At 63.7% G+C, this 24,308-nt stretch carries 27 protein-coding genes and 1 pseudogene; all 28 read right to left on the reverse strand.

Features of this window, described 5'->3' with window-relative positions; genetic code table 11:
- Window positions 1-115: 115 nt before the first annotated feature.
- Window positions 116-1,150 carry an asparagine synthase C-terminal domain-containing protein gene (locus X751_RS156500; RefSeq protein ID WP_084558253.1) on the reverse strand — a complete coding sequence of 345 codons (1,035 nt, stop codon included), beginning with the start codon at window positions 1,148-1,150 and terminating at the stop codon, window positions 116-118.
- 55 nt (window positions 1,151-1,205) lie between these two features.
- Window positions 1,206-2,060 (reverse strand): annotated as a pseudogene (locus tag X751_RS1000000168420) (asparagine synthetase B); the annotation flags it as partial.
- A 71-nt stretch (window positions 2,061-2,131) separates the two neighbouring features.
- Window positions 2,132-2,398, reverse strand: coding sequence for a flagellar biosynthesis protein FliQ (gene fliQ / locus X751_RS156490; RefSeq protein WP_023671896.1), 267 nt, complete (start codon window positions 2,396-2,398; stop codon window positions 2,132-2,134).
- A gap of 24 nt (window positions 2,399-2,422) precedes the next feature.
- Complete coding sequence (gene flgD, locus X751_RS156485; protein ID WP_023671895.1) at window positions 2,423-2,830, reverse strand: flagellar hook assembly protein FlgD; 408 nt, start codon at window positions 2,828-2,830, stop codon at window positions 2,423-2,425.
- Window positions 2,830-3,273 (reverse strand): flagellar biosynthesis repressor FlbT, encoded by a 444-nt coding sequence (gene flbT / locus X751_RS156480; protein WP_023744226.1) that lies wholly within the window; start codon window positions 3,271-3,273, stop codon window positions 2,830-2,832. The genes flgD and flbT overlap by 1 nt, the downstream gene beginning before the upstream one ends.
- Window positions 3,270-3,617: a flagellar biosynthesis regulator FlaF gene (flaF, locus tag X751_RS156475; protein ID WP_023671893.1), complete on the reverse strand. Its 348-nt coding sequence runs from the start codon at window positions 3,615-3,617 to the stop codon at window positions 3,270-3,272. The genes flbT and flaF overlap by 4 nt, the downstream gene beginning before the upstream one ends.
- A 30-nt stretch (window positions 3,618-3,647) precedes the next feature.
- Entirely contained in the window at window positions 3,648-4,691 is a 1,044-nt protein-coding gene (locus tag X751_RS156470) for a flagellar hook-associated family protein (protein ID WP_023744227.1), read from the reverse strand.
- A 3-nt stretch (window positions 4,692-4,694) separates the two neighbouring features.
- Complete coding sequence (flgK, locus tag X751_RS156465) at window positions 4,695-6,149, reverse strand: flagellar hook-associated protein FlgK (protein ID WP_023744228.1); 1,455 nt, start codon at window positions 6,147-6,149, stop codon at window positions 4,695-4,697.
- Window positions 6,150-6,325: 176 nt separating this feature from the next.
- The gene (locus X751_RS156460; protein ID WP_023691731.1) at window positions 6,326-7,579 is read right to left on the reverse strand and encodes a flagellar hook protein FlgE; all 1,254 of its coding nucleotides are present in this window, start codon (window positions 7,577-7,579) and stop codon (window positions 6,326-6,328) included.
- Between the two features lie 91 nt (window positions 7,580-7,670).
- Entirely contained in the window at window positions 7,671-8,339 is a 669-nt protein-coding gene (locus X751_RS156455; RefSeq protein ID WP_023683295.1) for a response regulator transcription factor, read from the reverse strand.
- A 220-nt stretch (window positions 8,340-8,559) separates the two neighbouring features.
- Window positions 8,560-9,153, reverse strand: a complete 594-nt coding sequence (locus X751_RS156450; protein ID WP_050587388.1) for a transglycosylase SLT domain-containing protein — start codon at window positions 9,151-9,153, stop codon at window positions 8,560-8,562.
- Window positions 9,080-10,465, reverse strand: a complete 1,386-nt coding sequence (locus X751_RS156445; RefSeq protein WP_023686354.1) for a flagellar hook-length control protein FliK — start codon at window positions 10,463-10,465, stop codon at window positions 9,080-9,082. The genes X751_RS156450 and X751_RS156445 overlap by 74 nt, the downstream gene beginning before the upstream one ends.
- Entirely contained in the window at window positions 10,462-11,892 is a 1,431-nt protein-coding gene (locus X751_RS156440) for a chemotaxis protein (RefSeq protein ID WP_023744229.1), read from the reverse strand. The genes X751_RS156445 and X751_RS156440 overlap by 4 nt, the downstream gene beginning before the upstream one ends.
- Entirely contained in the window at window positions 11,889-13,235 is a 1,347-nt protein-coding gene (locus tag X751_RS156435; RefSeq protein ID WP_023744230.1) for a MotB family protein, read from the reverse strand. Before X751_RS156435 ends, X751_RS156440 begins: the two co-directional genes overlap by 4 nt.
- A 31-nt stretch (window positions 13,236-13,266) precedes the next feature.
- Window positions 13,267-13,893: a hypothetical protein gene (locus tag X751_RS156430; RefSeq protein ID WP_023686351.1), complete on the reverse strand. Its 627-nt coding sequence runs from the start codon at window positions 13,891-13,893 to the stop codon at window positions 13,267-13,269.
- Window positions 13,894-13,896: 3 nt separating this feature from the next.
- Window positions 13,897-15,537, reverse strand: coding sequence for a flagellar basal-body MS-ring/collar protein FliF (gene fliF / locus X751_RS156425; RefSeq protein ID WP_023686350.1), 1,641 nt, complete (start codon window positions 15,535-15,537; stop codon window positions 13,897-13,899).
- A 189-nt stretch (window positions 15,538-15,726) separates the two neighbouring features.
- A complete protein-coding gene (locus X751_RS156420; protein WP_023683302.1) occupies window positions 15,727-16,611 on the reverse strand; it encodes a flagellin in 885 nt (294 codons plus the stop codon).
- 281 nt (window positions 16,612-16,892) lie between these two features.
- Complete coding sequence (locus X751_RS156415; RefSeq protein WP_023683303.1) at window positions 16,893-17,777, reverse strand: flagellin; 885 nt, start codon at window positions 17,775-17,777, stop codon at window positions 16,893-16,895.
- A 210-nt stretch (window positions 17,778-17,987) separates the two neighbouring features.
- Window positions 17,988-18,719, reverse strand: a complete 732-nt coding sequence (fliP, locus tag X751_RS156410; RefSeq protein WP_023686348.1) for a flagellar type III secretion system pore protein FliP — start codon at window positions 18,717-18,719, stop codon at window positions 17,988-17,990.
- On the reverse strand, window positions 18,716-19,216 hold the full coding sequence (locus X751_RS156405) for a flagellar basal body-associated FliL family protein (RefSeq protein WP_023686347.1): 501 nt from the start codon (window positions 19,214-19,216) through the stop codon (window positions 18,716-18,718). Before X751_RS156405 ends, fliP begins: the two co-directional genes overlap by 4 nt.
- A gap of 17 nt (window positions 19,217-19,233) precedes the next feature.
- On the reverse strand, window positions 19,234-19,938 hold the full coding sequence (gene flgH / locus X751_RS156400; RefSeq protein WP_023673654.1) for a flagellar basal body L-ring protein FlgH: 705 nt from the start codon (window positions 19,936-19,938) through the stop codon (window positions 19,234-19,236).
- Window positions 19,935-20,516: a MotE family protein gene (locus X751_RS156395; RefSeq protein ID WP_031246985.1), complete on the reverse strand. Its 582-nt coding sequence runs from the start codon at window positions 20,514-20,516 to the stop codon at window positions 19,935-19,937. The genes flgH and X751_RS156395 overlap by 4 nt, the downstream gene beginning before the upstream one ends.
- Before the next feature lie 3 nt (window positions 20,517-20,519).
- Window positions 20,520-21,761, reverse strand: a complete 1,242-nt coding sequence (locus X751_RS156390) for a flagellar basal body P-ring protein FlgI (protein ID WP_023695751.1) — start codon at window positions 21,759-21,761, stop codon at window positions 20,520-20,522.
- The gene (flgA, locus tag X751_RS156385) at window positions 21,758-22,285 is read right to left on the reverse strand and encodes a flagellar basal body P-ring formation chaperone FlgA (protein ID WP_023686344.1); all 528 of its coding nucleotides are present in this window, start codon (window positions 22,283-22,285) and stop codon (window positions 21,758-21,760) included. Before flgA ends, X751_RS156390 begins: the two co-directional genes overlap by 4 nt.
- A gap of 6 nt (window positions 22,286-22,291) precedes the next feature.
- Window positions 22,292-23,080, reverse strand: coding sequence for a flagellar basal-body rod protein FlgG (gene flgG, locus X751_RS156380; RefSeq protein WP_023686343.1), 789 nt, complete (start codon window positions 23,078-23,080; stop codon window positions 22,292-22,294).
- Between the two features lie 11 nt (window positions 23,081-23,091).
- Window positions 23,092-23,427 carry a flagellar hook-basal body complex protein FliE gene (locus X751_RS156375; protein WP_023701074.1) on the reverse strand — a complete coding sequence of 112 codons (336 nt, stop codon included), beginning with the start codon at window positions 23,425-23,427 and terminating at the stop codon, window positions 23,092-23,094.
- Entirely contained in the window at window positions 23,427-23,843 is a 417-nt protein-coding gene (gene flgC, locus X751_RS156370) for a flagellar basal body rod protein FlgC (protein ID WP_023744231.1), read from the reverse strand. The genes X751_RS156375 and flgC overlap by 1 nt, the downstream gene beginning before the upstream one ends.
- A gap of 2 nt (window positions 23,844-23,845) precedes the next feature.
- Window positions 23,846-24,226 carry a flagellar basal body rod protein FlgB gene (flgB, locus tag X751_RS156365; protein ID WP_023683310.1) on the reverse strand — a complete coding sequence of 127 codons (381 nt, stop codon included), beginning with the start codon at window positions 24,224-24,226 and terminating at the stop codon, window positions 23,846-23,848.
- Between the last annotated feature and the right edge of the window lie 82 nt (window positions 24,227-24,308).

Below are 24,308 nucleotides of genomic sequence, written 5' to 3' on the forward strand. Positions count from 1 at the left end.
AGATCATGATCCAACAACAGGATAGCAAGGCGAAAATACGTCAGCCGGGAAGGGTTCGCTACCCAGAGCGATGTTCTCATTGGTCCACTGCTCGGGCTGTCGGCCGCGCGCGAAGTCAGCTTCTGTCCCGGGCAGCGGTATGCAAGGCTTCGGTCAGCGTGCCTGTCGTCTCGCCGCCGGCGTGAAGGCGCAGGAAAAGCTCCATGCCGACAAGCCGCAGCCTGGACGGTTGCTCGCGCCGGGCCAACTGGACCATGTCCTCCAAATTGGCGGCGGGCCATTTCAAGGCATCGCGCAGGAAACCGCCGCGTAGCAAAGTCTCCGTGCCGGCCGAAAATTGCGACGACATCTCGAAGCCGATCTTGCGCGCATGGACGTTCTGGCGCGGAATATGCTTTTCAGCGACCTTTCGCAAAAGCCATTTTCCTGTCTTGTCGCGGTATTTCTGCCGCCTCGGCAAATGGATGGCGAAGTCGATCAGGCGGTTTTCCAGGAACGGGACCCGCAGTTCCACGGACGCCGCCATGCTCAGCCGGTCGTGCCGGTGCAGGATGTCCTGCAGATGCGAATAGAGGTCGTAGAGGCAACTACCGAGAAAGGCGCGATCGGCGGGCGGCGTCACCGGCTCCAGCCGGTCGAAGATCTCGGTTTGCAGGAAATTCAGCTCCGGCGACAAAGCACGCAGGACCATGCTGCGATCCATTTGTGAGTGGCTTCCAGCCGAGACCTTGTAGGGGGCATGACGCTGTTGCTCGAATCTCCGGTCGAGCGAGCGCTTCGAATGGACCAGGAGCCGGGGCCACGACCAGGAACGCCACTTCTTCATGCTCAAGGCCTGCAATGGGTAGCCGCCAAACAATTCGTCTGCGCCTTCGCCGGTGAGCAGCACCTTGACGCCATCGGCCCGGCATTGTTCAGCAAGCGCCAGCAGCGCGACATGGCTGGCGTGCCAGCCATCGCTTTCAAGATGCCAGATTACCCTTGGCCAAAGTTCGAAAAACCGGTTCCTGTCGACCTGCACCCGGCGCAAGGGCACGCCCACATGGCGGCCGGTGCGTTCGGCGTCTTCGGCCTCGCTGTGACCGAGCTGCGGGTCGACGACATAACCATGGACTTCCGGCCTGAACCGCTTTGCCAGCGCCGTTATCAGGCCGGAATCGACACCGCTGCTGCAGGCGGTGGCAACGCTGGTATCGNCTGAACCGCTTTGCCAGCGCCGTTATCAGGCCGGAATCGACACCGCTGCTGCAGGCGGTGGCAACGCTGGTATCGGCGATGCAGTGAAGTCCGACGCTGTCCTTGAGCAACGCCTCGAGCGTCGCCATCTGTTCAGCATCAGCGGATGCATCGCCGGTAATGCGCGCGGTCTCCAGCACGTCCAGCACATGCCAGAAGCGGCGCTTCTCGATAACGCCATCGGTGATCTTCCACAGGCCGGCGGGCGGCAGGCGCTCGATGCGGTCGAACAGGCTGTAGCTGGAATCGCGGCTCTGCCAGGCAAGCCGCAAGGTGATCTCGCGGCTGTCGATGTCGCGCGGAAAACCGTCGCAGGCGAGGATCGCCTTGTCCTCCGAGGCGAACAGGATTCGCTCCGGCGTGTCGGCCACCGACATCGGCTTGATTCCAAGACGGTCACGCGCAAGCCACAGCGCACTGTTGCGAGCGTCGAAATAGGCGAAGGAAAACATGCCGTCGAACAGCGGCACGGCTTTTTCGGGACCCCAGTGATGCAAGGCTTCGAGAACCACTTCGGCATCGCAGATGGTTCGAAAGACGACGCCTTGGGCCTGCAGCGTTTCGCGCAACGAGCGGTAATTGTAGACCTCGCCATTGTAGACGAGAACGCCATCGCCGGAAGAAGTCAGCATCGGCTCACGGGCGGCGGGCGAGGGATCGATGATGGTAAGTCGGCGGTGACCGAGCGCCAGCCGATTGTTGTGCCAGCTGTCATGATCGTCGGGGCCGCGATGTACCAGCGCCTGCATCATGCTGGCGACATCCGACAGGTCGTTGGCGTCGATCGGGTTTCGTTTGCGCCAGACGCCGGCTATTCCGCACATGGCCTGCCGGTGAGTTCTGCCTGAGTCATGGCCTGCAATCTAGCCGGAACACAGCCGCCTGCAAGCGCTGCCTAGAACCCGTTTTCGATGCGCTCGAAGATGACGTTGGTGAAGGCCGAGATCTGGCTGCCGATGAACGGACCGGTCAGCGCCACGACCAGCATGATGGCGACGATCTTGGGCACGAAGGTCAGGGTGATTTCCTGGATCTGGGTCAGGGCCTGGATCAGGGCGATGCCGATGCCGACCACCATGGCGACCAGCACCACCGGCGCGGACGCGACGAGCACCGTCCACACCGCATACTGGACGATGTCTAGGGCGTCGGCCTCGTTCATGTGAGCGCGCCTCTATGGAACTGTCTAGCTGGCCGGCTTTATCGAAACGCCCGCGCCGACCGGCACTTCGGTGCCGTTCTGCAGCACGGCGATCACGCCGTTGCTTGCAAGCTTGACCGAGGCCACGACGCCGGTCGTCTTGCCGTCGGCCGAGGTGATCGAGCGGCCGATCAAGGCATCGGCCTGCGACAGCGCCGACGACTGCATGATCTGGTCGAGCTTGGTGTTGGTCTGCACCGATTGCTCTACCTGCGAGAAGGTGGCGAGCTGGGCGACATACTGTGTCGAATCCATCGGTTTCGTCGGATCCTGGTTCTTCATCTCGGCGATCAACAGCTTCAGGAACGACTGGTAGTCGACCGCTGTCTTCGACGTCTGCTGGGTACCCTGGTTGGCGCCCGTGGGGATCGTCGTCGTCATGTCCACATTCATCAGCATTGTGCTCCCACGGCCAGCGGGCGCTTCGCACCCTGAACATCGTCATTGCCGCCAAGTGCGCGGCGTTCGAGCGGATAAAGCGCACGGATAGCCTTCAGCGCTTCATAGATATGGCCTTCGCCGACCATGCGGTCGATCTGCTTCAGCGCGCCACTGATCTGCTCATCCTCGAAGCTTGCCAAAAGCAAGGGCAGCGAGCGGCGGAACATGGCGCGCGCCTCGATGGCGCCGGCCGGGTTCATCAGCATCACCTGCAGGATGAAATAGAGCTGCTTGAGCGGCGTCGAGGCATCGTCGGCCTGGATGACATGGTTCTCGAGCAGGAACTGGACGTCGTTCATCAGCTCGACGGTGACCTTGCGGTCGACGCGGATGACGGCGCCGTTGATGTAGATCTTCTCGTTCGGCTTCAGCGATATCTTCAGCGTGTTGGTCATTGAATGCCGTCCCGGATGATCTGGGACACTTCGATCAGCCCTTCGAAATTGTCGGTGCGGCCCTGGCGGATGTCCTCGGCCTCGCGCAGCAGCCACAGGCCGATGGAGATGAGGTTGGCGCGCAGTTCCTTGGGCAGGACATTGTCGCTGGAACCGAGATCCTCGACGAAGGTGGTCCAGACCCGGTTGGTGAAGTGCAGCGCCTCGACCGCTTCCATCGAGGTGTGGCCGACCGCCGCCGCCGCCGCCAGCATTTCGATCGAGCGGGTCAAAAGCTGCCGCTCGCGATCTTTCGCATCGGCAACGGAGTCGGTCTGGATGTCGGCGTAGGAGAATTGGTACATCGTTTGGCTCTACCGTTGCGGTTGAGATTGTCAGGTCAGGTAGTTCAGCAGGCTCATCTGCTGCAGGCGCGCGGTCAGCGCGAAGGACGTCTCGATATGCTGCGTCAGATCCGCGACGCGGGTGGCGGCCTCGGCCGGATCGACGCCCTCCAGATCGAGGATATGGCGCTCGAACAGGTCGACCTGCGTCTTCATGCGGTCGCTCGCGTCGGAAACACGCTTCTCGGCAAGGCCGGTCTCGGCCTGCAACTGGCCGAGTCCGCCCAGCGCCTCGCCGACCATCGCCTGGGCGCGACCGACGACGGTGGTCTTCGCCGCCTGGCTGATGTTGCCGGAGAGCAGGCCGGTGACCAGGGCGGAAGCCATGGCGAGCTTGCGGATGCTGTCTTCATTGGCGCTGGCCGAGGTCTGGGTGGTTTCGCCCAGCGAAATGCGGCTGACGATCTGCTGGTCGGTGGCGTTCGACCAGTTGGCCTGCCAGCCGGCGCCCATGAACTGCGGCACGACATTGCTGGTGATGAAGCCGTCCATCTGGGCGGCGGTGATGTTGGCGGCGAGCGGATCGGTCTGCGTGAAGCCGAAATACGACGAGAAGGAAGCGTCGAACGCCGCCTTGGCCGGCGAGCCGGCGGCGGTGAAATCGTCGATCGGCTTGACGTCGGTGTTGGTGCCGGCAAACAGATATTCGCCGTTGACGCTGGCATTGAGGATAGAGGTCATCTGCTGCACGGCGGCCTTGCCGGCTTGCTGCGTGATGGTGCTCGAGGAATTGCCGGCGGCGGTCAGTGCGGTCAGCAAATTCTGCGCAGTGTCGGAAAGCTGGCCAAGCGCAGCCTGCGTCGAGGACAGCCGAGCGGTGACCAGCGAATTGGAATCGATGATGACGTTCAACCGGTCGAGGTCGCGCGAGAAGGTGACCGCCTGCGAGGTGCGCGCGCCGAGCGCCAGACCGACATCGGCGACGGTGCCGGTCATCGATTCCTTAGTGGCTTTGACCAGTTCGCCCTGCATGCGCATCTGCTGATAGCGCGCGGCGTTGGAGAGAGCGGCTGAGGAGACGGATGTGGCTTTCATGGCTTATCCCACGGCATCGAGCAGGGCCGACAGCATGTCGTCGACGGTTTTCATCATGCGCGCCGAGGCCTGATAGGTGTGTTCGAGGTCGAGCAGCAGCGACATCTCCTGGTCGACATTGACGCCGGTGTCGTTGGACAGCGCCTCGGCGGTGCGCGATGCCAGCGCCTCCTTGGCGTCGGCGTTGCTCGAGGCCTGCTGGCGCTGGCCTTCGAACCAGCCAATGGCATTGGCGGCGTAGTCGGAGACGCTGGACGTGACGGTGATGCCGGCCGCAGCGTCGAAAGGCATCGGCTTGTCGAGCTTGTCGCCATAGCCGATCAAGAGCTGCGAATAGGAGGCGTTGCCGGCAGTGTTGGCGATATAGGCCGCACCATTGGCGCCGCCGTCGCGCAGCAGCACCGGATTGCCGCCGACGCTCGAGTCCATTGCGGCGTTGACCTTGATCGAGCCGGCAAGCCCGTCGATCAGCGTGCCGGCGGCCGGAATGGCGGGCGCACCCGACCAGGTGAACAGGCCGGTTCGGTCGGGCTGCGAAGGTGCTGTTTCGGCAAAGGCGGTGATGAGGCCGCGCGCCACTTCGTCGAGCTGGCTCTGCATCGTGGCCGCGACGCCGTCGCGCAAGGTGATGAGCCCGGCGAGCTTGCCGTCGGCGCTGGTGTTGCCGCCAGCCCCGGCGCTGACCGGCACATTGTCGATGTAGATGGTGTTGCCTGGTGTGCCGGCCGTGTAGCCCGCCGACGGGGTGAAACTTACCGAGCGCGGAATGGTCTCGAACAGTGTCGTGCCATCCTTGGTGGTGATGACCATGTCGTTGTCGCCACGCGTGAAGGTCGACACCGGCACATAGTCCGCGATCTTCTTCAGCAAAGCGTCGCGCTGGTCGAGCGCGTCGGATGCGTCGGTACCCGAACGGGTTGCGGAGATGACCGCCTTGTTGGCGTCCTGGAACTGACTAAGCAGCGAGTTGAGATCGTCGACCGCCGTCGATATCTCGCCATCGGCCTGGGTGCGGAAATCCTGGATCGCGTTGGTGCCGTCGTTCAGAGCGCGCACCACCTGCTGGGCCGCGTCGATGACGCTGGAGCCGAGGTTCTGGTTCGATGGCGTAGCGGCGTAAAGCTGCAGCGCGTTCTGCAGCTTGCCGATCGCGGTCGAGGCAGAGGAGGCGTTGTCGACGCCGTTGACGGCAACGGCGAGGCGGTCAATTCCGCTGTAAAGCGTGCTCTGGCCGCTCCATGCCGATTGCGCGCTGAGGTTCTGGCGAAACAGCAGGGCGTTGGTGGCGCGCTGGATCTCGACCGAGCGGGCGCCGGGCGCGCTGCTGACGACGACCGCCGTGCGGCGGGCATAGTCGGGGTTGCTGGCGTCGGCAATATTGCGGGAAAGGACGCTGGTCTGCTTCGATGTGGTCTGAAGCGACTGTTGGGCTATGGTCAATGCGGAAGTCAGCGACATGCGGGTCTTTCACGAGGCCAGTGGGGAGGGGATGACGTCTCTGCCCTGTCGGCGGCGTCGGCGTTCGGAAACCTGCAATTCCAGACCACCCCGGCCGGTTTGCCGGTGTGGCCTTGAATTCGAAATCCGCGCACCGCGCTGCTCTGGTTTGGGTTCATTCCCCTGGCGCCCGTCGTTTATCTCTTCAGGTTGACAAGGACATCCATGAGGTCGGAACCGGTCTGGAACACTTTCGAGTTAGCGGTGTAGCTGCGCTGCGCCGCGATCATGTTGGTCAATTCCTCGGCGATATCGACGTTGGAATTTTCCAACGCGCCGGAGATGATGCTGCCGAGCTTGCCTTCATTGGCGAAGCCGATGCGCACGGTGCCGGAGTCGGTGGACTGCGCATAGACATTGCCAGGCAGTGCGGTGAGGTTGTCGGCGCTCTGGACGTCGGCCAGTGGGATCTTGAACAGCGGCTTGGTCGAGCCGTCCTGATACTGGGCGTAAATGACTCCGTCCTCGCCGATCTGGATCTTTTCGATCGTGCTGGGCGCGTTGCCGTTGACCTTGGCTTCGGAGACCGTGAAGCCGGTGCCGAGCTGAGTCAGCTTGGACAAATCGAGGTCGAGCGACGCACCGCCCGGTACGGGGATGGTAATCGAATCGACGGCGCCGGTGAGTTTGCCGGTGGTGGTGTCGAAGGTCAGGTTGGCCGTGGCCAGCGCGCCGCCCGTATAGGGAAAGGATGTGCCCGGCGTCGCCTGGGACTGGTCGAACACAGAGACCGACCAGGTGCCGGTCCCGGTGTTGGTGAAATAGAGGTCGAGCAGCTTCTTGTTGCCGAGATTGTCGTAGGTGACCATCGAGGATTTCGACGTGTATTCCGCCGTCGGGCTGTTGGTGGACGGCAGCGGACCGGCGGGCGGCGTGGCGCCGGCCGGCAGATTGGCGTTGAAGTTGCCCGCGGTGCTGGGCGTCGCGGTCATTTCCTGGTCGGAGATCTGGACCGGCACCAGCCCTTCGAAACCGTTGGCGGTGGCAGCCGGTGTGCCGTTGGCGTAGCTGTAGGCCATCAGCTGGTAGCCGGCGGCGTTGACCAGTCTGCCCTGAGCGTCGGGAACGAATGCGCCGGCGCGGGTGAGGAAAGGCGTTCCGCTGGGGTCCTGGACGACGAAGAAACCGTTGCCGTTGACCGCAAGGTCGGAAACCGAGGTCGTGTACTGCAGCACGCCCTGGGCGCTGATGGCCGAGCGGATGGTGGTGTTGACGCCGCCGGAATTATAGGCGCCGCCGACCTGCGGCATGATCAGCGTCGAAAACTCGGCCGAGGATCGCTTGTAGCCGGTGGTGTCGGAATTGGCGATGTTGTCGGCTGTGGCCGAAAGGCGGTTGGCCTGCGCGTTCATGCCGGAAACGCCGGTCCGCATCATTCCGTAAAGGCTCATCGAACGTCTCCTCAATGCCCAACATCGTTGGGCCCATCTGTGGTCGCGAGGATATAATTTCTGTCTTGCGCGAGGCTGGCGCAGACCGCCATCAGAACACCAGCCGGTAGCCAAGGAAGCGCTTGGAATCTATCGGGTCCTGGCCGAGCTTTTCGCGCAGCTTCTTGCGCAATTTGGAGATGTGGCTCTCGACGACGTTCTCCTCGACCTCTTCGTCGAAGATGCCGTAGATGGCGTTGAAGACCTGGGTCTTGGTGACGCGGCGTCCGCGGTTGCTCGCCAGATATTCGAGGATGCGGCGTTCGCGGCGCGGCAGAGGCAACGGCTGGCCATCGATCTCGGGATCGCGGCCGTCCATGAAGATGCGCATGGCGCCGATCTCGGTATAGCTGACGTCCTCATGGGCGCGGCGGCGGATGGCGGTGATGCGGGCCAGGATCTCCCGGATATGGACCGGCTTGCGGATGACGTCGTCGACACCGCTCTCGAACAGCCGCAGCGTATTTTCAAGCGAGTGCTGTTCGCTGAGCGCGATAACCGGAGCGCCGGTGCGGTCGCGGATCTGGCGTGGCGAGATGGCGCCTTCGCGGCAGTCGCCGATGAGGAAGGCTCGGACCGATCGCAAATCCGTGTCGGCGGCCGATGTCACCCACTCGCCGAATTCACCGGACGCGAAGCCTGCACAGGCGACGCCCTCACGATCGAAAAGTGAATTATAGCCTTCAGTTACGAGCTCACGCTCGTCAACGATTACAATCATCGGCCCCGCCTCCGAATCAGATCATCTGCCCCGTGGGAAGAGCCGTAACCGGTGCCGGGAATCCTGAACAACCATCATTTCTTGTAGCTATTTTCTTGGGAGTTATTTCGAGTTTCGAAATAACCGCAATCAGGAGGTTGTATCGTTGGTTGCCGAACGGGTGACGTGGCACGTCACCCGCCGGGCGTGGATTTGCAGCCGTTCGCAAGAGATGATTCACCTAATGGTTGCAGAAGTTGCGGGCGTTCGGGGTCCATTTGCCGAAGCCGGTGGCGACCATATTGGCGATGACGCGGCAGACATAGAATTTCTGCGCGGGGTCATTGTCGGGGCCGGCGTGGTAGCGGGCGACGGCCATCGACCAGCTGACATGACGCGCATGCAGGCTGGCCAGGAAGCGCGCGGCATAGTCGACATTCTGGCGCGGGTCCAGCATGTCGTCGACGCTGCGGAAATGCGCGGCGTGATAATGATGGTTGATCTGCATGCAGCCGAGATCGATGAGTGTCTTGCCCTCGCGCCGGGCTGCTTCGAAGGCGGCCAGGGCCTCGGTGCGGTTCCTTGGAAATACCGCTTTCCCCTCTATATTCAACGCATTAGGCTGCAGGCTTCCCTTCTTGCCGGTCTCGGTCAGTCCGACCGCATAGAGGATGCCGGCCGGCACGCCATAGCGATCGGCGGCACGCAAAATCTCGGGCTCGCAAGGGTTGGTGGCGGCGGTGGCCGGCTTGGTGGCGAGGCTAGATAAACATATCGTCGCCAGCACGCTCGCGAGCAGGCGCGCCAGCGCGGCCGAATTCCTGGGCATCGTCATTGCGGTTTCTTCCCGACTGGTGGCCGCCCGAACCCGTATTGTTGCCGCTCGAGTTTCCGGGCTGAAAAGCGGACTGGTCGCGGCCTTGCGGCATTGGATGCGAGTTCGCTGCATCGCTGCGGGCCGCTGCGTGGATCGCTATCGAGGGTTGCAGGATGGTCACCTTGTCGACATCGAAGCCGAGCCCGCGCAACGACTTCACGATGGCGTCGCTGTCGGTGGCGAGACGGCGGTAAGCCTCATGGGTTTCGGGCTTCAATTCTATCGAAAGTTGTTCTCCGGAAAGCCTGAGACTGGCGGTGACCATGCCGAGCTCTGCCGGGTGAAGCTCGATCTTCAATATATGTGTCGGAACGGCAACAGAACCGGCCGTCTGGGCGGTCGTCGACGGCGTCGAAACCGCTTGCCGCAGGCCGTTATCCGAAGCCAGCGCGTCGATAAGCGCCGAAGTCGTTTGGTTTATCGGACTATGCGCCGGCGCGGGGAAGCTCTGTTCGGCGACAATGTCGACGCGCGCAGCGAATGGCGGCTGTTTTCCCTGTGTGGACGATGCCGCGGAATGGGCTCCATCGACGGACTTCGCCGACGGCGCGGACCGTTTTGCCTCGGGTGCCGAAACGTCGCTTGCCGTCTGGCCCGCCGGTAGAGGAGGCGTCGGACCATCCTGGTGCGGCAGTTTGCCGGACTGGAGCCCGATCGCGGGCAGCTTTTGCCCCTGATCCTGTGCGGAAACGCTGGTACCGGGCTTGGCCCGTTCCGATCGCGTCGTCGTGTCGAGTCTGTTGTCAATGCCGGACGCTGCGCGGTGTCTCTTCAGAGGCGACGTCTGTGCAGAAGTGGCCTCGCCAGCGGGCGCCGGTTGCCCAGTCTGTCCATTCGTCGCGATGCCGTTCCCGCTTGTCCGGACCGTTGAGAAATGCCTGATATCGTGCAGCGCCAGCACCAGTGGCAAATGATCCTGCAGCGATCCTGCATCCGCGTCTCGTCCGGCCACCTCAGCGTCCTTGGATGGTTTGTCCGGGCCACTATCGGCATGTTCTTTTGCGGCCTTGCCGGCAGCGGATTTCGTCCCCGTTTTGCCAGACTGGGTGTGTGGGATTTCGCTTTTGCCGGGACCGGCAGGGCTGCGTTTGGCCCAATGCAGCTCGTGCGACGCGGCCTCAATTGCTCCCTGGCCTATCGGTGTCGGCGCATCGTCGTCGCCGCGCACCATGTCGCCGAAGCTTTTGTCGCCGCCCTTGGCGTTTGAGGCCGACTGCTTCGATCCGGCGTGCGCGGGAGCCGGCAGGGCCTGGCCAACATTGGTGGTCATTTCGGGGCTGCTCCAAGCATCTGGTCGATCAAATCGAGCTGGTGACGCGTCCTCGCCATGGCGGCGTCGGTGGGATCGGTAGGCTCTACTGCGGCGGGGGCCGGCACCGATGCCGGCACGACCGGAGCCGCATCGCTGGCCGAGGCGACTGCAGGCGTTTCCGCCGCCTTTGGCTCGGGCGTGCTCGGTGCCTGCGCGGCCGGCTCACTTGCCGCCTTCGGTTGGTCGGTTGCGGGCTGTTCACTCGACGTTGTGGCGGCTGGCTGTTCCGGCATCGCGCCTTCGACCGGCGGCAGCTCTGGCTCGTCGGGTCTTTCCACGGCCGCGGTCTTGACCGGCTCCTGCCTGGCCGCGGCAGGTGCGGGCTTTTCGGCAGGCAGCGGCGCCGGCGGGGCGATGACTTCACCCGCCACGGCCTGCGCGGCATCGAGCAGGTCGCGGTCGCTTTGCGAAAGCTGGTTGCGATCGATCTTGTCCAGCTTGGCGCGGACCTCGCCGATGGTGCCGGACGTTACCGTGGACAGGCTGGAATAGAGCTGGGCGCGCGGATCGTCCTGATTGTGGATGCCGTCGCGGCCCCGTTCAGCCCTGGCCGAGGCAAAGGCGGAGAGATCGGCAAAGCCGTCGATCGCGGCGCGGCGGGCGATGCGCAGATAGATCACCTTCTCGCGTTCTGGATCCATCATTGCGGTGATGTCGGCGAGCTTGTCCTGGCTGATCGCCATGTGCAGCGTGATGACGCCGGAGACGAAGGCGTCGGCGAACTGGCTGGCATAGGGCGAATAGAGGTAGTCTTCGACGTATTGGGTTGAGGCAAGCGCGAAACGCGCACCGTCGCCTTGCGCGGCGGCGATGCCGACCGAGCGGCGCAGTGCTGCTTCCTCGACCAGCGTGCCGGGGCTGAGCAGGCGAGCATCGTCGAGCAGCGCAAGCGCGCTGACCGGTTGCTCGGTGGCGAGAAGCGAGCCCTTGACCAGCGCCAGAAAGGCACCGACATCGGGGGGCAGGGTCATCGGATCGATCGGCTTCAGCGCCTCGATCGCAGCCGCCTGCCGGCCGTTCAGATAATCGACAATGCCCTTGGCGATGGTCAGGCTTTGCGGGTCGGTCTTGGCGCGCGACACCGCCGCCTCGACGGTGACGGGGTTGCCGCCACTCATGCCATAGACCAGCAAGGCGCGAAAATTCTTCGGGTCGCTGAAATCATCTGCGTCCGCCGCGCGCAGCCTTGTGTCGGCCATTTCGAGCAGCTTGGCCTGCATCGGCAGCGCGGCGTGATCGCCGGCGGCGATGCGGTCCTGCACAAGCTGCAGCGAGCGCACCAGCTGATAGGGCTGCAAGCCGTCCTCGGCGAAGGCCGATGGCGGATGGACAGCGCTCAGCAGCAGCAGCCCGACGGCGCGGCCGATGATGGCGGCGCGCCTCATCCGTCGGTCGCCATCAGGATTTCGATGCGGCGGTTCGCGGCCGCCATCGGGTCGGCTGCAATTTTCGGCTCGCGATCGGCGAAGCCGGCGACCTCGGTGATGCGGCGCTCGTCGACGCCGCCGCGCACCAGCATGTAATAGGCGGAATGGGCGCGCGCCGTGGACAGCCGCCAATTGTCGTAAGTGTCGCTGCGGAACGGCCGCGCGTCGGTGTGGCCGTTGATGCTGATCGTGCCTTTCTGCTCGTTGACGATGCGGCCGATCTTTTCCATCGCCAGCACCAGTTCACGCCTAGGCACCGCCGATCCGATCTCGAACATGCCGAAATCGAACTGGTCCGTGATCGAAATGACGACACCCTTGTCGGTGGCTTCGACGGAGACGCCATTATGCAATTTGTCGCCTGGCTTGAAGGCCTCGGCCAGTTCCTGCTTGACCTGCGCCGCGGCTCTAACAGTGGCGGCCGTCGGCGCTTTTTCCGCGGCTTCGGGTTTGGGTGCGGGTTGTGCTTCGGCGGCTTCGGCCTTTGCAATTTCGGCCTTCGCTGCTTCAGCCTTGGCCTCTGCTTTGGCTTCAGCCTTGGTCAGCGGCTTATCGGAAACGGATTTCGCCAGCGGCTCGAGCGGCGCCGCGGCCACTGGCGGCGCGGCCGGCACGGCCTTCACCTCCGCCACTTGCGTCTGTGCCGCCTTGTCACCCGGCTTCAGGGGATCGCCTTCGATCTTGGTGCGTTCGGCGGTGGCTTCGGCGCCTGGTGCAGCCACCTGCTGCGACCAGAAATCCGGCGCGAACGGGTCGCGGTAGGATTGGCCGCCGGATGCGCCGGTAGCCGGGCCGGACGCCTGCGCGCCGCCATCGCCCTTCTCGCTGACATTTTGCATGACGCCGGTGTCGGTGGCGATTTCCGACAGCACCGCATAGGGATCGGCAAACAGATGCTCGTCGGAAAGATCCGTCTTTGGCGCCGATTCCTTCGATTGCTCCTTGTCGGAAGTACCGGCGCCGCCGACGCCGTCCTGTCCGGCCTTGCTGGTCTTGTCCCGCGGGTCGTCCGCCGTCAGCCCGACCTTGCTCGGGCCATCGCCGAGGTCTTCGAGGCCCTTGCGGCTGGCGTTGCGATCGACCAGCTTGACCGGATTGAAGTAGCTGGCGACGGCTGCCTTGGTCTGCTCGTTGGCGGCGTTGATCAGCCACATGACGAGGAAGAAGCACATCATGGCAGTCATGAAATCGGCAAAGGCGATCTTCCAGACGCCGCCATGGTGGGCGTCGTCGTGGTCGTCGTGGTTGCGCCGCACGATGATGATCTCATGCCTGGCGTCTGCGGCCTCGACAACGCTCATGACGTCCACTCGTTCGTAAGAGGGCCCTCGCTCATGACAGGGCCTCCGACAAGGCGGCCGACCATTCGGCAATGCGGGTTTCGAACACCGCCTCGTCAATGGCGACGGTAAGGTCGAAGCCGGGCGCCTCGACGAAATCGAGATTGGCCGCGCGTGGGCCGAGCGAAGCCTTCAGCGTCTCGAACAATGACAGCGGTCCGCGCACGGCGATGCGCACCGCCTCGCTGTCGCCGACGGCTTCGCGGATCGTGCCGGCAAGGGTTTCCAGCGAACGCTTCTGCAGATCGTCGCTGACAAGGCCGCCAATGATGCGCGCAATGGTGGCGCCGACGAGGTCGCTGACCTTGGCCTCCATGATCTCGATGCGGGCAGTGACGACCGCGCCGAGATCGCCGCCGAAACTTTCTAGAAAGGCCTTTGCTTCATCGGCGTTGGCCTGTCTCTGCGCCTCGAGCGCTGCCTGGTGGGCGATGGCAAGGCGGGCTTCAAGGGCGGCTTCGGCATCGATGACCGCTTCGGCGATCAGCGCGCCGATGTCGGCCTGCGGCGCCGACGTCTCCGGCCTTGGCTCGGCCATGGCGGCGAGCGAGGGCTGGCCGGCACGCTGGCTGCGTGCGCCGAAATCCGGCAAAAGGTCGAAAAGCGCTGCCGAGGCCATGGTCTATACCGCTGCTTCCTGGGCCGCCCATTTGCGCAGGATCTGCGCGGTGCGCTCCTCATTGATGTCGACCATGCGGGCAAGCCGCTCCTGCGGCGCCGGCCTGATCTTCTGACGAAGATCGTCGAGTGGAGTCGGGCCTGGGCGGCTGCCGGGCAAGGCAGCCGGCGCCTGTTCGGCGCTGGCGGCTTCGGGTGTCGGCAGTGAACGCTGGACGTCGTCGAAGCTCGGACCGGCAAGTGCCGGCGTCGGCCGCGCGCTCAGCGCGGTGGCCATCGGCCTCAGGCCGAAGAAGGCGACCAGGAACACCACGACGATGAAAGCGCCGGCGTTGATCATCGTACCGGCATGGGTTCCGATCGACGCCATTATGCCCGGCTGTTCGACCGCCTCGCCGTCGAGCCCGTCGATGAACTCGACGGCCGAGACATCGATGATGTCGCCGCGCTTGTCGTCGAAGCCAGTGGCCGAAGCCACCATCTTCTGGATGTCGGCAACGCGCTTGGCGATCTGCTCGGGCGTTGCGTCCTTGCCGAGGATGGTCATCAGCCGCTGCTGATTGACGACGACGGCGATCGACATCTTGGTGACGGAATAGCCGTTCGAGACTGTGGCGATCTTCTTGGAGTTGATCTCGTAATTGGTGATCTCCTCCTTGCGATCATTCTCCGATGACGTCTGCGGACCATCGGTGCTGGTCGCCTGGGTCTCGGGCAGGTTCTGCTCGACGGTGGCCGGGGTCGAGGCCTGCCTCTGATTGCTGTTTTCGTTGGCGCGCACCGACTGCACGGAACGCTCCACGCGTGACTCCGGATCGAAGATCGTCTCTTCGGTCTGGCGGGTGTCGGTGTTGACATCGGCCTTGACGCTGGCGCGGAAATTGTCGGGGCCGAGATAAGGCGTCAGCGCGCGGCGGATGTTGTCGCCGATCTGCGCCTCGACGGTCTGCTCGACGCCGAGCGTGCGGGCAGCACTTGTGTTGGAGGGATCGTCGCCGGCGGCGAGAAGGTTGCCGTTGGAATCGAGCACGGTAACCTTGTCGGCCGACAGGCCCGGCACGGCGGCGGCGACGAGATGGCGGATCGACATGGCGCTCTTTTCGGCGTCGATGCCGGAATAGCGGATGACCACCGAGGCGGAGGGTTGCTGTTCGTCGCGGCGGAAATTGGCGCGCTCGGACATGACGATGTGAACGCGGGCGGCCTTGATGCCGGATATCGACTGGATGGTGCGGGCGATCTCGCCTTCCAGCGCGCGCACGCGGGTGATCTGCTGCATGAAGGAGGTCAGGCCAAGAGAACCGACATTGTCGAACAGTTCGTAGCCGGCATTGGCGCTGGTCGGCAGGCCCTTTTCGGCGAGCAGCATGCGCGCCTGCGCGGTGGTGCCGGCCGGCACCAGCACGGAGGTGCCGTCGGAGCCGACGTCGAAGCCGATGCCGGCTTCGCCGAGCACCAGGCCGATCTGGTTCACGTCGGAGCGATCGAGCCCGACATAGAGCGTCTCATAGGCCGGGCGGTTGAGATAGACCGAGCCGATGCCGATGACGGCCATCACCAATGCGGCAATGCCGGCCAGCATGGCAAGGCGCCTGACGCCAAATGCCCTGAGATTCGAGATGATGCTCTGGATCTGTTGCGGCACGATTCAAGCGCTCCCAGCATGATATTCCGTGGGAACACTAGACCGCGAAGCTTGTGCGAAGATGATAGAGCATGTCGCCCGGAAGTGTGCAGCGGTTCCGGGTCAACGACATGCGTCAAAACACACCCATACAGGAAAGGGCCGCGCTGTTGGCGCGGCCTATTCAAGGAAGAGAAAGCCGGGTCAGGCTTACTGCTTGAACAGCGCCAGGATCGACTGCGAGTTGCCGTTGGCGATCGACAGCGACTGGATGCCGAGCTGCTGCTGGACCTGGAGGGCCTGCAGCCGCGTGGATTCCTTGTTCATGTCGGCGTCGACCAGCGCGCCGACGCCCTTGTCGATGGAGTCCGAGAGGTTCGACAGGAAGCTCTTCTGGGTGTCGATGCGCGACTTGGCGGCGCCGAGATAGGCGGCACCCGTGGACAGCTTGGCAAGCGCCGTTTCAACGGCGCCGAGTGCGGTGTCGATGGCCGCCGGGAGGACCTGGGTGGTGCTGGGATCGAAGAAGGTCGTCGCCAGCAGAGCGCCGACGATGCCGCCAGTGCCAGGAAGATCGAGAACCTGCGTGTCGGCCGCCTTGACGTCGATGGTGTCGATGGCGACGGTCGTGCCGGTGCGGTTATAGGACGCGACGATCTTCAGGTCGGAGGTCGCAGCAGCGTCGTTCTGCAGCAGGTTCGAGCCGGCATAGGAGGCGTTGGTGACCGACGACTTGATCTGGTCCTGGATGGCCTTGATTTCGGTCGCGATCTTCTGCTGGTCGTCCTTGCTGGCGCTGCGTGCAGTGACCAGCTTGGCCTTGATCAGGTCGACCTGGTCCTTGATGTCGGTGATGGCGGTGTAGGCGGTATCGACCTTGCCGGCGCCGAGGCCAAGCGCGTCCTGAACGGCCGAAAGCGCCTTGTTGTCGGACTTCATCGTGGTGGCGATCGACCAGTAGGCGGCGTTGTCGCTGGCGGTGGCGACGCGGTAGCCGGTCGAAATGCGTGACTGGGTGGTTTCAAGCTGCTTGTTGGTGTTGTTCAGGCTCTGCAGCGCGGTCAGAGCCGAAGCGTTCGTCATGATGCTAGCCAAGATATTTACCCCTTTTCAAACACTGGCGTGTCCCGAACACGCCGGATCAACTTCATCAAGGGGGTAGGCATAAGCCCATCGACCGTATGGTCTGCCCGCCATGGAATGGTTAACCATGACTACCGGGATATGGTTAACGGCCTGTTAAACCAAGCCATTCAGGGCGCTGGCCAAGAGCAAAAATCGGCAGCCATTCAGCAAGACAATCAACAGCCGCAAAAGAAATCGGGCCGCGCTGTTGGCGCGGCCCGACGGATGGTGTCAGTCGTAATGTCGAGAGATCAGCCGCGGAAGAGCGACAGGATCGACTGCGAGTTGCCGTTGGCGATCGACAGCGCCTGGATGCCGAGCTGCTGCTGGACCTGCAGGGCCTGCAGCCGCGTCGATTCCTTGTTCATGTCGGCGTCGACCAGCGCGCCGACGCCCTTGTCGATCGAGTCCGACAGGTTCGACAGGAAGCTCTTCTGGGTGTCAATGCGCGACTTGGCGGCGCCGAGCGAGGCAGCGCCGGTGGACAGCTTGGCAAGCGCGGTTTCAACAGTGCCGAGCGCGGTGTCGATGGCGGCGGGGGTAACCGCCGTGGTGCTCGGGTCGAAGAAGGCAGCGGCGAGCAGGCCGCCGACGATGCCGCCCGTGCCGGCGACATCGAGAACCTGCGTATCGGCTGCCTTGACGTCGATGGTGTCGATGGTGACGGTCGCGCCGGTACGGTTGTAAGCCGCAACGATCTTCAGGTCGGACGCAGCGGCAGCGTCGTTCTGCAGCAGGTTCGAGCCGGCGAAGTTGGCGTTGGCGACCGAGGACTTGATCTGCGCCTGGATGGCGTTGATTTCGGTCGCGATCTTCTGCTGGTCTTCCTTCGAGGCGCTACGGGCAGTGACCAGCTTGGTCTTGATCAGGTCGACCTGGTCCTTGACGTCGTTGATGGCGGTGTAGGCGGTGTCAACCTTGCCGGCGCCGAGGCCGAGGGCGTCCTGCACGGCCGAGTTGGCCTTGTTGTCGGACTTCATCGAGGTCGCGATCGACCAGTAAGCGGCGTTGTCGGAAGCGGTGGCAACGCGGTAGCCGGTCGAGATGCGGGCCTGCGTCTGCTCGAGGGATTTGTTGGTGTTGTTCAGGCTCTGCAGCGCGGTCAGCGCCGAGGCGTTCGTCATGATACTGGACATGGCTACTCGTACCTTGATTTTTACAGGGTGTTTTTGACATACCGGCTTTTCCGGTATGACGGAGCGGCATCATGCCAATGATCGTGAGACCCGATCACCCGCCATCTGCGAGCAATATGCGGGCAAGTCCCTACCAAAGGGCTAAACGGGACGGTTAACCGGAAATATATTGCATAAAACTTTAGCAAGGCGCCAACGGCGCGCGGACGGTCAGGTGAAGGAGCGCACCAGGCTGCCGACAAGCAGGTTCCAGCCGTCGATGAGGACGAAGAACAGGATCTTGAAGGGCAGCGAAACGACGGTCGGCGGCAGCATCATCATGCCCATGGCCATGGTGATGGTGGCGACGATCAGGTCGATGACGAGGAACGGCAGCACGATCAGGAAGCCGATCTCGAAGCCGCGGCGGATTTCGGAGATCATGAAGGCCGGCACCAGGATGCGCAGGTCGACGGTGTCCCTGGCAACGACCTGGCCGCGTTCGCGGGCGAGATCGGCGAACAGGTCGAAGTCCTTGTCGCGGACATTGTGCAGCATGAAGGTGCGGAACGGGTCCGAAATCTTTTCGAACGCCTCGGTCTGGCTGATCTGGTTGTCCATCAGCGGCTTGACGCCGGTGTTCCAGGCCTGGTCGAAGGTCGGCGCCATGACGTAGAAGGTCATGAACAGCGACAGCGAGATCAGGATCAGATTGGCCGGCGTCGACTGCAGGCCGATGCCGGCGCGCAGGATCGAGAAGGCGATGACGAAGCGGGTGAAGCTCGTCACCATGATCAACAGGCCCGGCGCCACCGACAGCACGGTGATCAGACCGAACATCTGGATGATATAGCCGACGGTGGCGCCGTCGGCCTTGCCGATGCCGCCGAGATCGAGCTGCTGGGCGGCGGCGACAGAGGTGGCGGCGACGACGATCGCGGCGGCGAGGACGAGTTTTCTCATTCGAGCAGCAATGTCCTGATCAGAACCTGTTTGGCATGGCCACCGCTGCGGATTGCGGCGCGCTCCTCGAGGTCGGCTTTCAAATGCTGGTAGCCGCTGGCGCCTTCGATCTGATGCATCTTCAGGGTGCGGACCATGGCAAGCAGGTCCTGGTGAATGCTTTCGGTAAGTTCCGGCGGCTGCGGCGCATCGTAGACCACCGACGCTTCCAGCCTTATCCAGGTGTCGGCAGGCGAAGCCAGATTGGTGGTGATCGGCGCCAGCTGGACAAGCGTCGGCCCGGTGCCGGGCGCATGTTCGGCCGCCTTGCTCGGTTGCTCGGCGTTGGACTGGTTCTCGGGCGCGGCGGGCACCGGCACCGGTCCCCCGACGCCCTTCAGATAGCCGCCGGACATCCAGCCCATGCCGATCGCGGCGCCCGTCATCGCCAGCAGCATCGCAAGCTGGATGACAAGCGACGGGCCCTTTTTTTGCTGAACCTGTTCGACATTTGCCACGGCGCCGTTCTCCAGTCCTAAAAGGGGAGGACTTGGTCGAGGATCTGCTGACCGTAAGCGGGCTGCTGGATTTCGCTGACGCGGCCGCGGCCGCCATAGGAGATGCGCGCCTCGGCGATGCGTTCATAAGAGATGGTGTTTTCAGCGCCGATATCGGATGGACGCACCATGCCGGCGATGGTCAGCACCCTGAGCTCGTAATTGACGCGCACCTCCTGTGAGCCCCGGATCATCAGATTGCCGTTGGGCAGGACTTCGGTGACGACGGCGGCGACGTTGAGCTCGAGGTTCTCCGAGCGCTTGATTTCGCCGTCCGCATTGGTTTCGGTGGTGGAGCTCAGCCCCGCGTCGCCCTTGCCGCTGGTGGTGGCACCTTCCCATCCGAGGTTGACGTCATAGCCGAGCTTGCGCCCGGCGGTGCGGCTGCGGTCGTTCTGGTTCTTGAAGTTGGCCTTGTCGTTGAGCTTGATCCTGACGGTGAGGATGTCGCCGTCGCGCAGCGCGCGTGGGTCGGTGAACAACCGGCTCTGGCGATCATCCCACAGCGAGAATTTCTTCACTGGCGCGGGTGGCGTTTCGGGATAGGAGTAGGGCGCATTGACGCTGCCGGTAATGCCGGTGCCAACCGGCGACAGCGCCGGCTCCCTGCCGATCTCCCTGGGGTCGGAGGCGCAGCCGGCAAGTGAAGCGGTGGCGACCAGGGCGAGTATATGCGACTTCATGACGGGTCTACCCTTCGCGCCGCGCTGGCCATGATGCCGGTGAGCGTGGCTGCCGCCTTCTGGTCCATTTCGTTGAGAATGACGCCGGCCTTGCGCGAATCGAGTTTCATCAGGATGGCGGCGGCGAGATCGGTGTTGACCATGGCCAGGCGCTCGGCCGCGGCATCCGGTTTCATGCCGGCATAGATCTTGACGACGCCATCCTCGGCGCGGGCCAGGAAAACTTCACGCCGCTTCAGCCATTGCTCGTATTCGGCGCGCTTGTCGTCCAGCGCCTTCATGCGCTGGTCGATGCCAGCCTGCAACTGCTTCAACTCGTCGGCCTGCAGCGCGTAACGGCGGTCGCGGGCGGCGTCGGCGATGTTGGAGCAGAAGCGCTGGATCTCGCTTTCATCGGGCACCTTCTCGCGGACCAGCTGCTGCACTGCCGCCGGCTGTTGCCCGCCAGGCAGAACCTGCCGCACCGCTTCTTCCGCGCGGACAGTGCCGCCGGCAAGGACGGTGGCGGCGATGACGCAAGCTGCCAAGGCTGCGCTGCGTCGGTGCTGCTTTTGGGAAAAGAAATCGATCATCGGCATGGCCTATTGGAGAACCAGATCGGCCTGCAAAGCGCCGGCCGACTTGATGGCTTGCAAAATGGCAATGATGCCGTCCGGCTTGACGCCGAGACGGTTGAGGCCCGACACCAGCGTTTCGAGGTTCGGTCCGTCGAGCACATTGACGCGGGCGTCAGGCCGCGTGGCATCGATGGTGGTGAAGGGTTCCTCCGCTGTCACGCCCTTGGAGAACGGTTCCGGCTGGACGATCTTCGGCTGTTCGGTGATGCGCACGGTGAGCGTGCCGTGGCTGATCGCCACCCGCGAGATCTTGACCTCGTTGCCGATGACGATGGTGCCGGTGCGTTCGTCGATGACGACGCGTGCCGGCGTGTCGGTCTCGACCACCAAATTCTCGATCTCGGCGTAGAAGCGCGCCGCCGAAACATTCTTCGGCCGCCTGATCTGCACGGTACGTGCATCGCGCTCCGCCGCCACGCGCATGCCGAAGCGTTGCGAGGTGTAGCCGTTGATGGCGTCGGCGATGCGAACGGCAGTGGAGAAATCGGGGTTGCGCAATTGCAAGGTGAGCAGCGCCTGGTCCTCGAATTCGGCGCGCACCGTGCGCTCGACGATGGCGCCGTTGGGCACGCGGCCGGCCGTCGGCACGCCCTGCGTCAGCTTTTCGGCATCGCCCTGGGCAGTGAAGCCGGAAACGATGACCGAGCCTTGCCCGACAGCATAGATTTCGCCATCGGCCGCCTTCAGTGGCGTCATTATCAGCGTGCCGCCGGCAAGCGATGTGGCGTCGCCCATCGAGGAGACGTCGATGTCGATGCGGGCGCCCGACTGCACGTAAGGCGGCATGTTGGCGGTGACGATGACGGCGGCGACGTTCTTGGCCCGCGCGCTGCCGCCTTCGGTGGCGATGCCGAGATTTTCGAGCATGGCGCGGATCGACTGTTCGGTGAAGGGCGAATTGCGCAGGCTGTCGCCCGATCCGGCGAGGCCGATGACGAGGCCGTAGCCGACGAGCTGGTTGTCGCGCGAAGCCTGCAGCTGCGCAATGTCCTTGATGCGCGATGCGACCTGGCCGGGTGGCAGAGAGCTTGGGCCGTTGGAGACCCTGAACATGCGGTTGGTGGTGGCCGGATCATATTCGGGATCGACAAAGGCGCCGCCATTCTGGCCGGCAAGATCGCGCTTTTGCTTCGGCGTAAGACCGTCGGCCAGCGCCGGCTGCAGGCCGACAACGGTCGCGAGCAGAAGGGCAGCTCCGCGTCTCATGACGCGCTGACCCGGACGGTGCCGTCCGCCATCACCGTGCCGGAAAAGATCTTGCCGCTGTCTGTGTTGCGGACCTTGATCAAATCGCCGGCGGCACCCGGCTGCAGCGACACCGCCGTAGCCGAAATGGTGAGGTCGCCGGCGATGAAATAGACCTGCACGGCGGCGCCCTGTTCGACCAGCCAGGCGTCGCGGATGGCGGCGGCCGGGATGTAGCGGCCGGGCAGCAGCGTGCGCTTGGCGACCTTGCCCTGGAGTTCCATGGCCTGCGTGGCGACCGCATCCGGCCTGTGCTTTCCGGGGAGCAGCGTCACCGGTTTCAGCACGCCGGTGTCGATCATCTCGCCGGGATAAATGACCCGGTTGGGGATCAGAACGATCTCGCCGGTTGCCTGACTGCTCGCGACGTGGGTGCTGGTCTGCTGGTCTGCGCTCTCCTGGGCAAACGCCGGCACACCGCCGGCTACCAGCGCGAGCATCAGCGCGGTGCGGCAAAGCGCGGAGCGGGAGGCCGGAGAGAGCATCAAACCTTACCTGATGTTCTTGGACACGACGGAGGCCATGTCGTCGGCGGCCTGGATGACCTTGGAGTTCATCTCATAGGCGCGCTGCGCCGAGATCAGCTCGGTGATTTCCTTGACAGGATCGACGTTGGAGGCCTCGAGATAACCCTGCTCGACCGAGGCGAAGCCGGGATCGCCGGGCACGCCGACATTGGCCGGGCCCGAGGCCGGCGTTTCCTGGAACAGATTATCGCCGAGCGGCGCCAGGCCGGCTTCATTGGCGAAGTTGGCGAGTTGCAGCTGGCCGAGCAGCTGGAGGTCGGTCTGGCCGTCGATGCGGGCAAAGACCTGGCCGGTCTTGTTGACCACGACTTCGATGGCATCGGTCGGCACGGTGATGGCCGGGATGACATTGGCGCCGTCGACGGTCACCAGCTGGCCGGTGGCGTTGGTGTTGAAGGCGCCGGCGCGGCTGTAGAGTGTGCCGCCGTCGGCGCCCTCGATCTGGAACCAGCCTCGGCCGGTCAGCGCCATGTCGAAACTGTTGCCGGTCGAGGTCAGTTCGCCCTGGGTATGGACGTTGCGCACCGCCGTCGTCTTGACGCCAAGGCCAATCGACACGCCTTCCGGCACCAGCGATGAATTGGAGCGGTTGGGCACGCCCTGCGTGCGGTCGACCTGGTAGAGCAGGTCGGAGAATTCGGCGCGCGCGCGCTTGTAGCCGGTGGTGTTGATGTTGGCGATGTTGTTGGCGATCACTTCCAGATTGGTCTGCTGGGCATTCATGCCGGTCGCTGCGATGGCGAGTGCTTTCACGGCAAGTCTCCTCAGATGCCCATACGGCTGATTTCGAGATAGGCGGAGACGACCTTGTCGCGGATGGCGATCGTGGTCTGCAGGGCCTGCTGGGCGCTCATGACGGCGTCGACGACCTGACGGGTATCGGCGTCGCCCTTGAGCGCCTGGATCGAGACCTGCTCGGCGTTCTGCAAGGTGTTGACGGTCTTTGAAGCAGCCTGGCTCAGCGCTTCGGCGAAGGTGGCGCCGATTTCGCTGCCGGCCATCGGCGCCCTGGTGCCCTGGAACAGGTCGGTCGTGGTATCGGCGCCACCGATCTCCGGCTTGAGGGGAAGCGATCCGATACCGCCAATGCCGCTGATCATTACTGGTTCCTCATCAGGTCGATGGTCATGGAGATCAGATCACGCGCCTGCTTGATGACCTGAAGGTTGGCTTCGTAGGAGCGGTTGGCCTCGCTCATGTCGGCCATCTCGACCAGCACGTTGACATTGGGCATCTTGACGTAGCCCTTGTCGTCGGCGGCCTCGTTGCCGGGCTGGAATTCGACGGGAAAGTCGCTGGGGTCGCGGTCGATGGAGTTGACCTCAACTGTCGTGCCACCGGAGGCACGGTCGAGTTCCGAGACGAAACTGATGGTCTTGCGGCGATAGGGGTCAGCGCCCGGGGTGTTGCCGGTCGACTGCGCGTTGGCGAGATTTTCCGAGACGACGCGCAAGCGGTCCGACTGGGCGCTGAGGCCGGACGCGGCGATCTTGAGGGCTGAGGTCAAGGAGTCCATGGTCAGCTCTTCACCGCCATCATCATCATCGAATGGAAGGCCTTGACGATCGCGGTGTTGAGTTCAAACGAGCGGCGGACCTCGCCGGCCTTCATCAGTTCGTTCTCGACCACGACCGTGTTCTTCGAGGGCATGATGGCGCCGGTCGTCTCTTCTGGCTTGACCGTGAAGCCGGCATTAGTGGCGGCAGTGCCGAGGTGGCCTGCCTGGGTGGCGGTCAGCGACACTGCCGTGCGGTCGAGCACCTTCTCAAACGGCTCGACATCGCCGGCGGTGTAGCCCGGCGTGTTGACGTTGGCGATGTTGCCGGCAATGGCCGACTGGCGCACCGACAGCCATTGCGACTGCTTGGCGGCGAGATCGAAAAGATTGACGGGCTCCATGGGGATCTCCGGGCTGGTACGTACAAGACTAGGCTGCCAGTCTTGCGCGGACCTTGCGCGGCTCGGGGGTAAATCCGGTGTG

The sequence above is a fragment of the Mesorhizobium sp. LNJC394B00 genome, assembly GCF_000502555.1.
GTDB lineage: Bacteria > Pseudomonadota > Alphaproteobacteria > Rhizobiales > Rhizobiaceae > Mesorhizobium.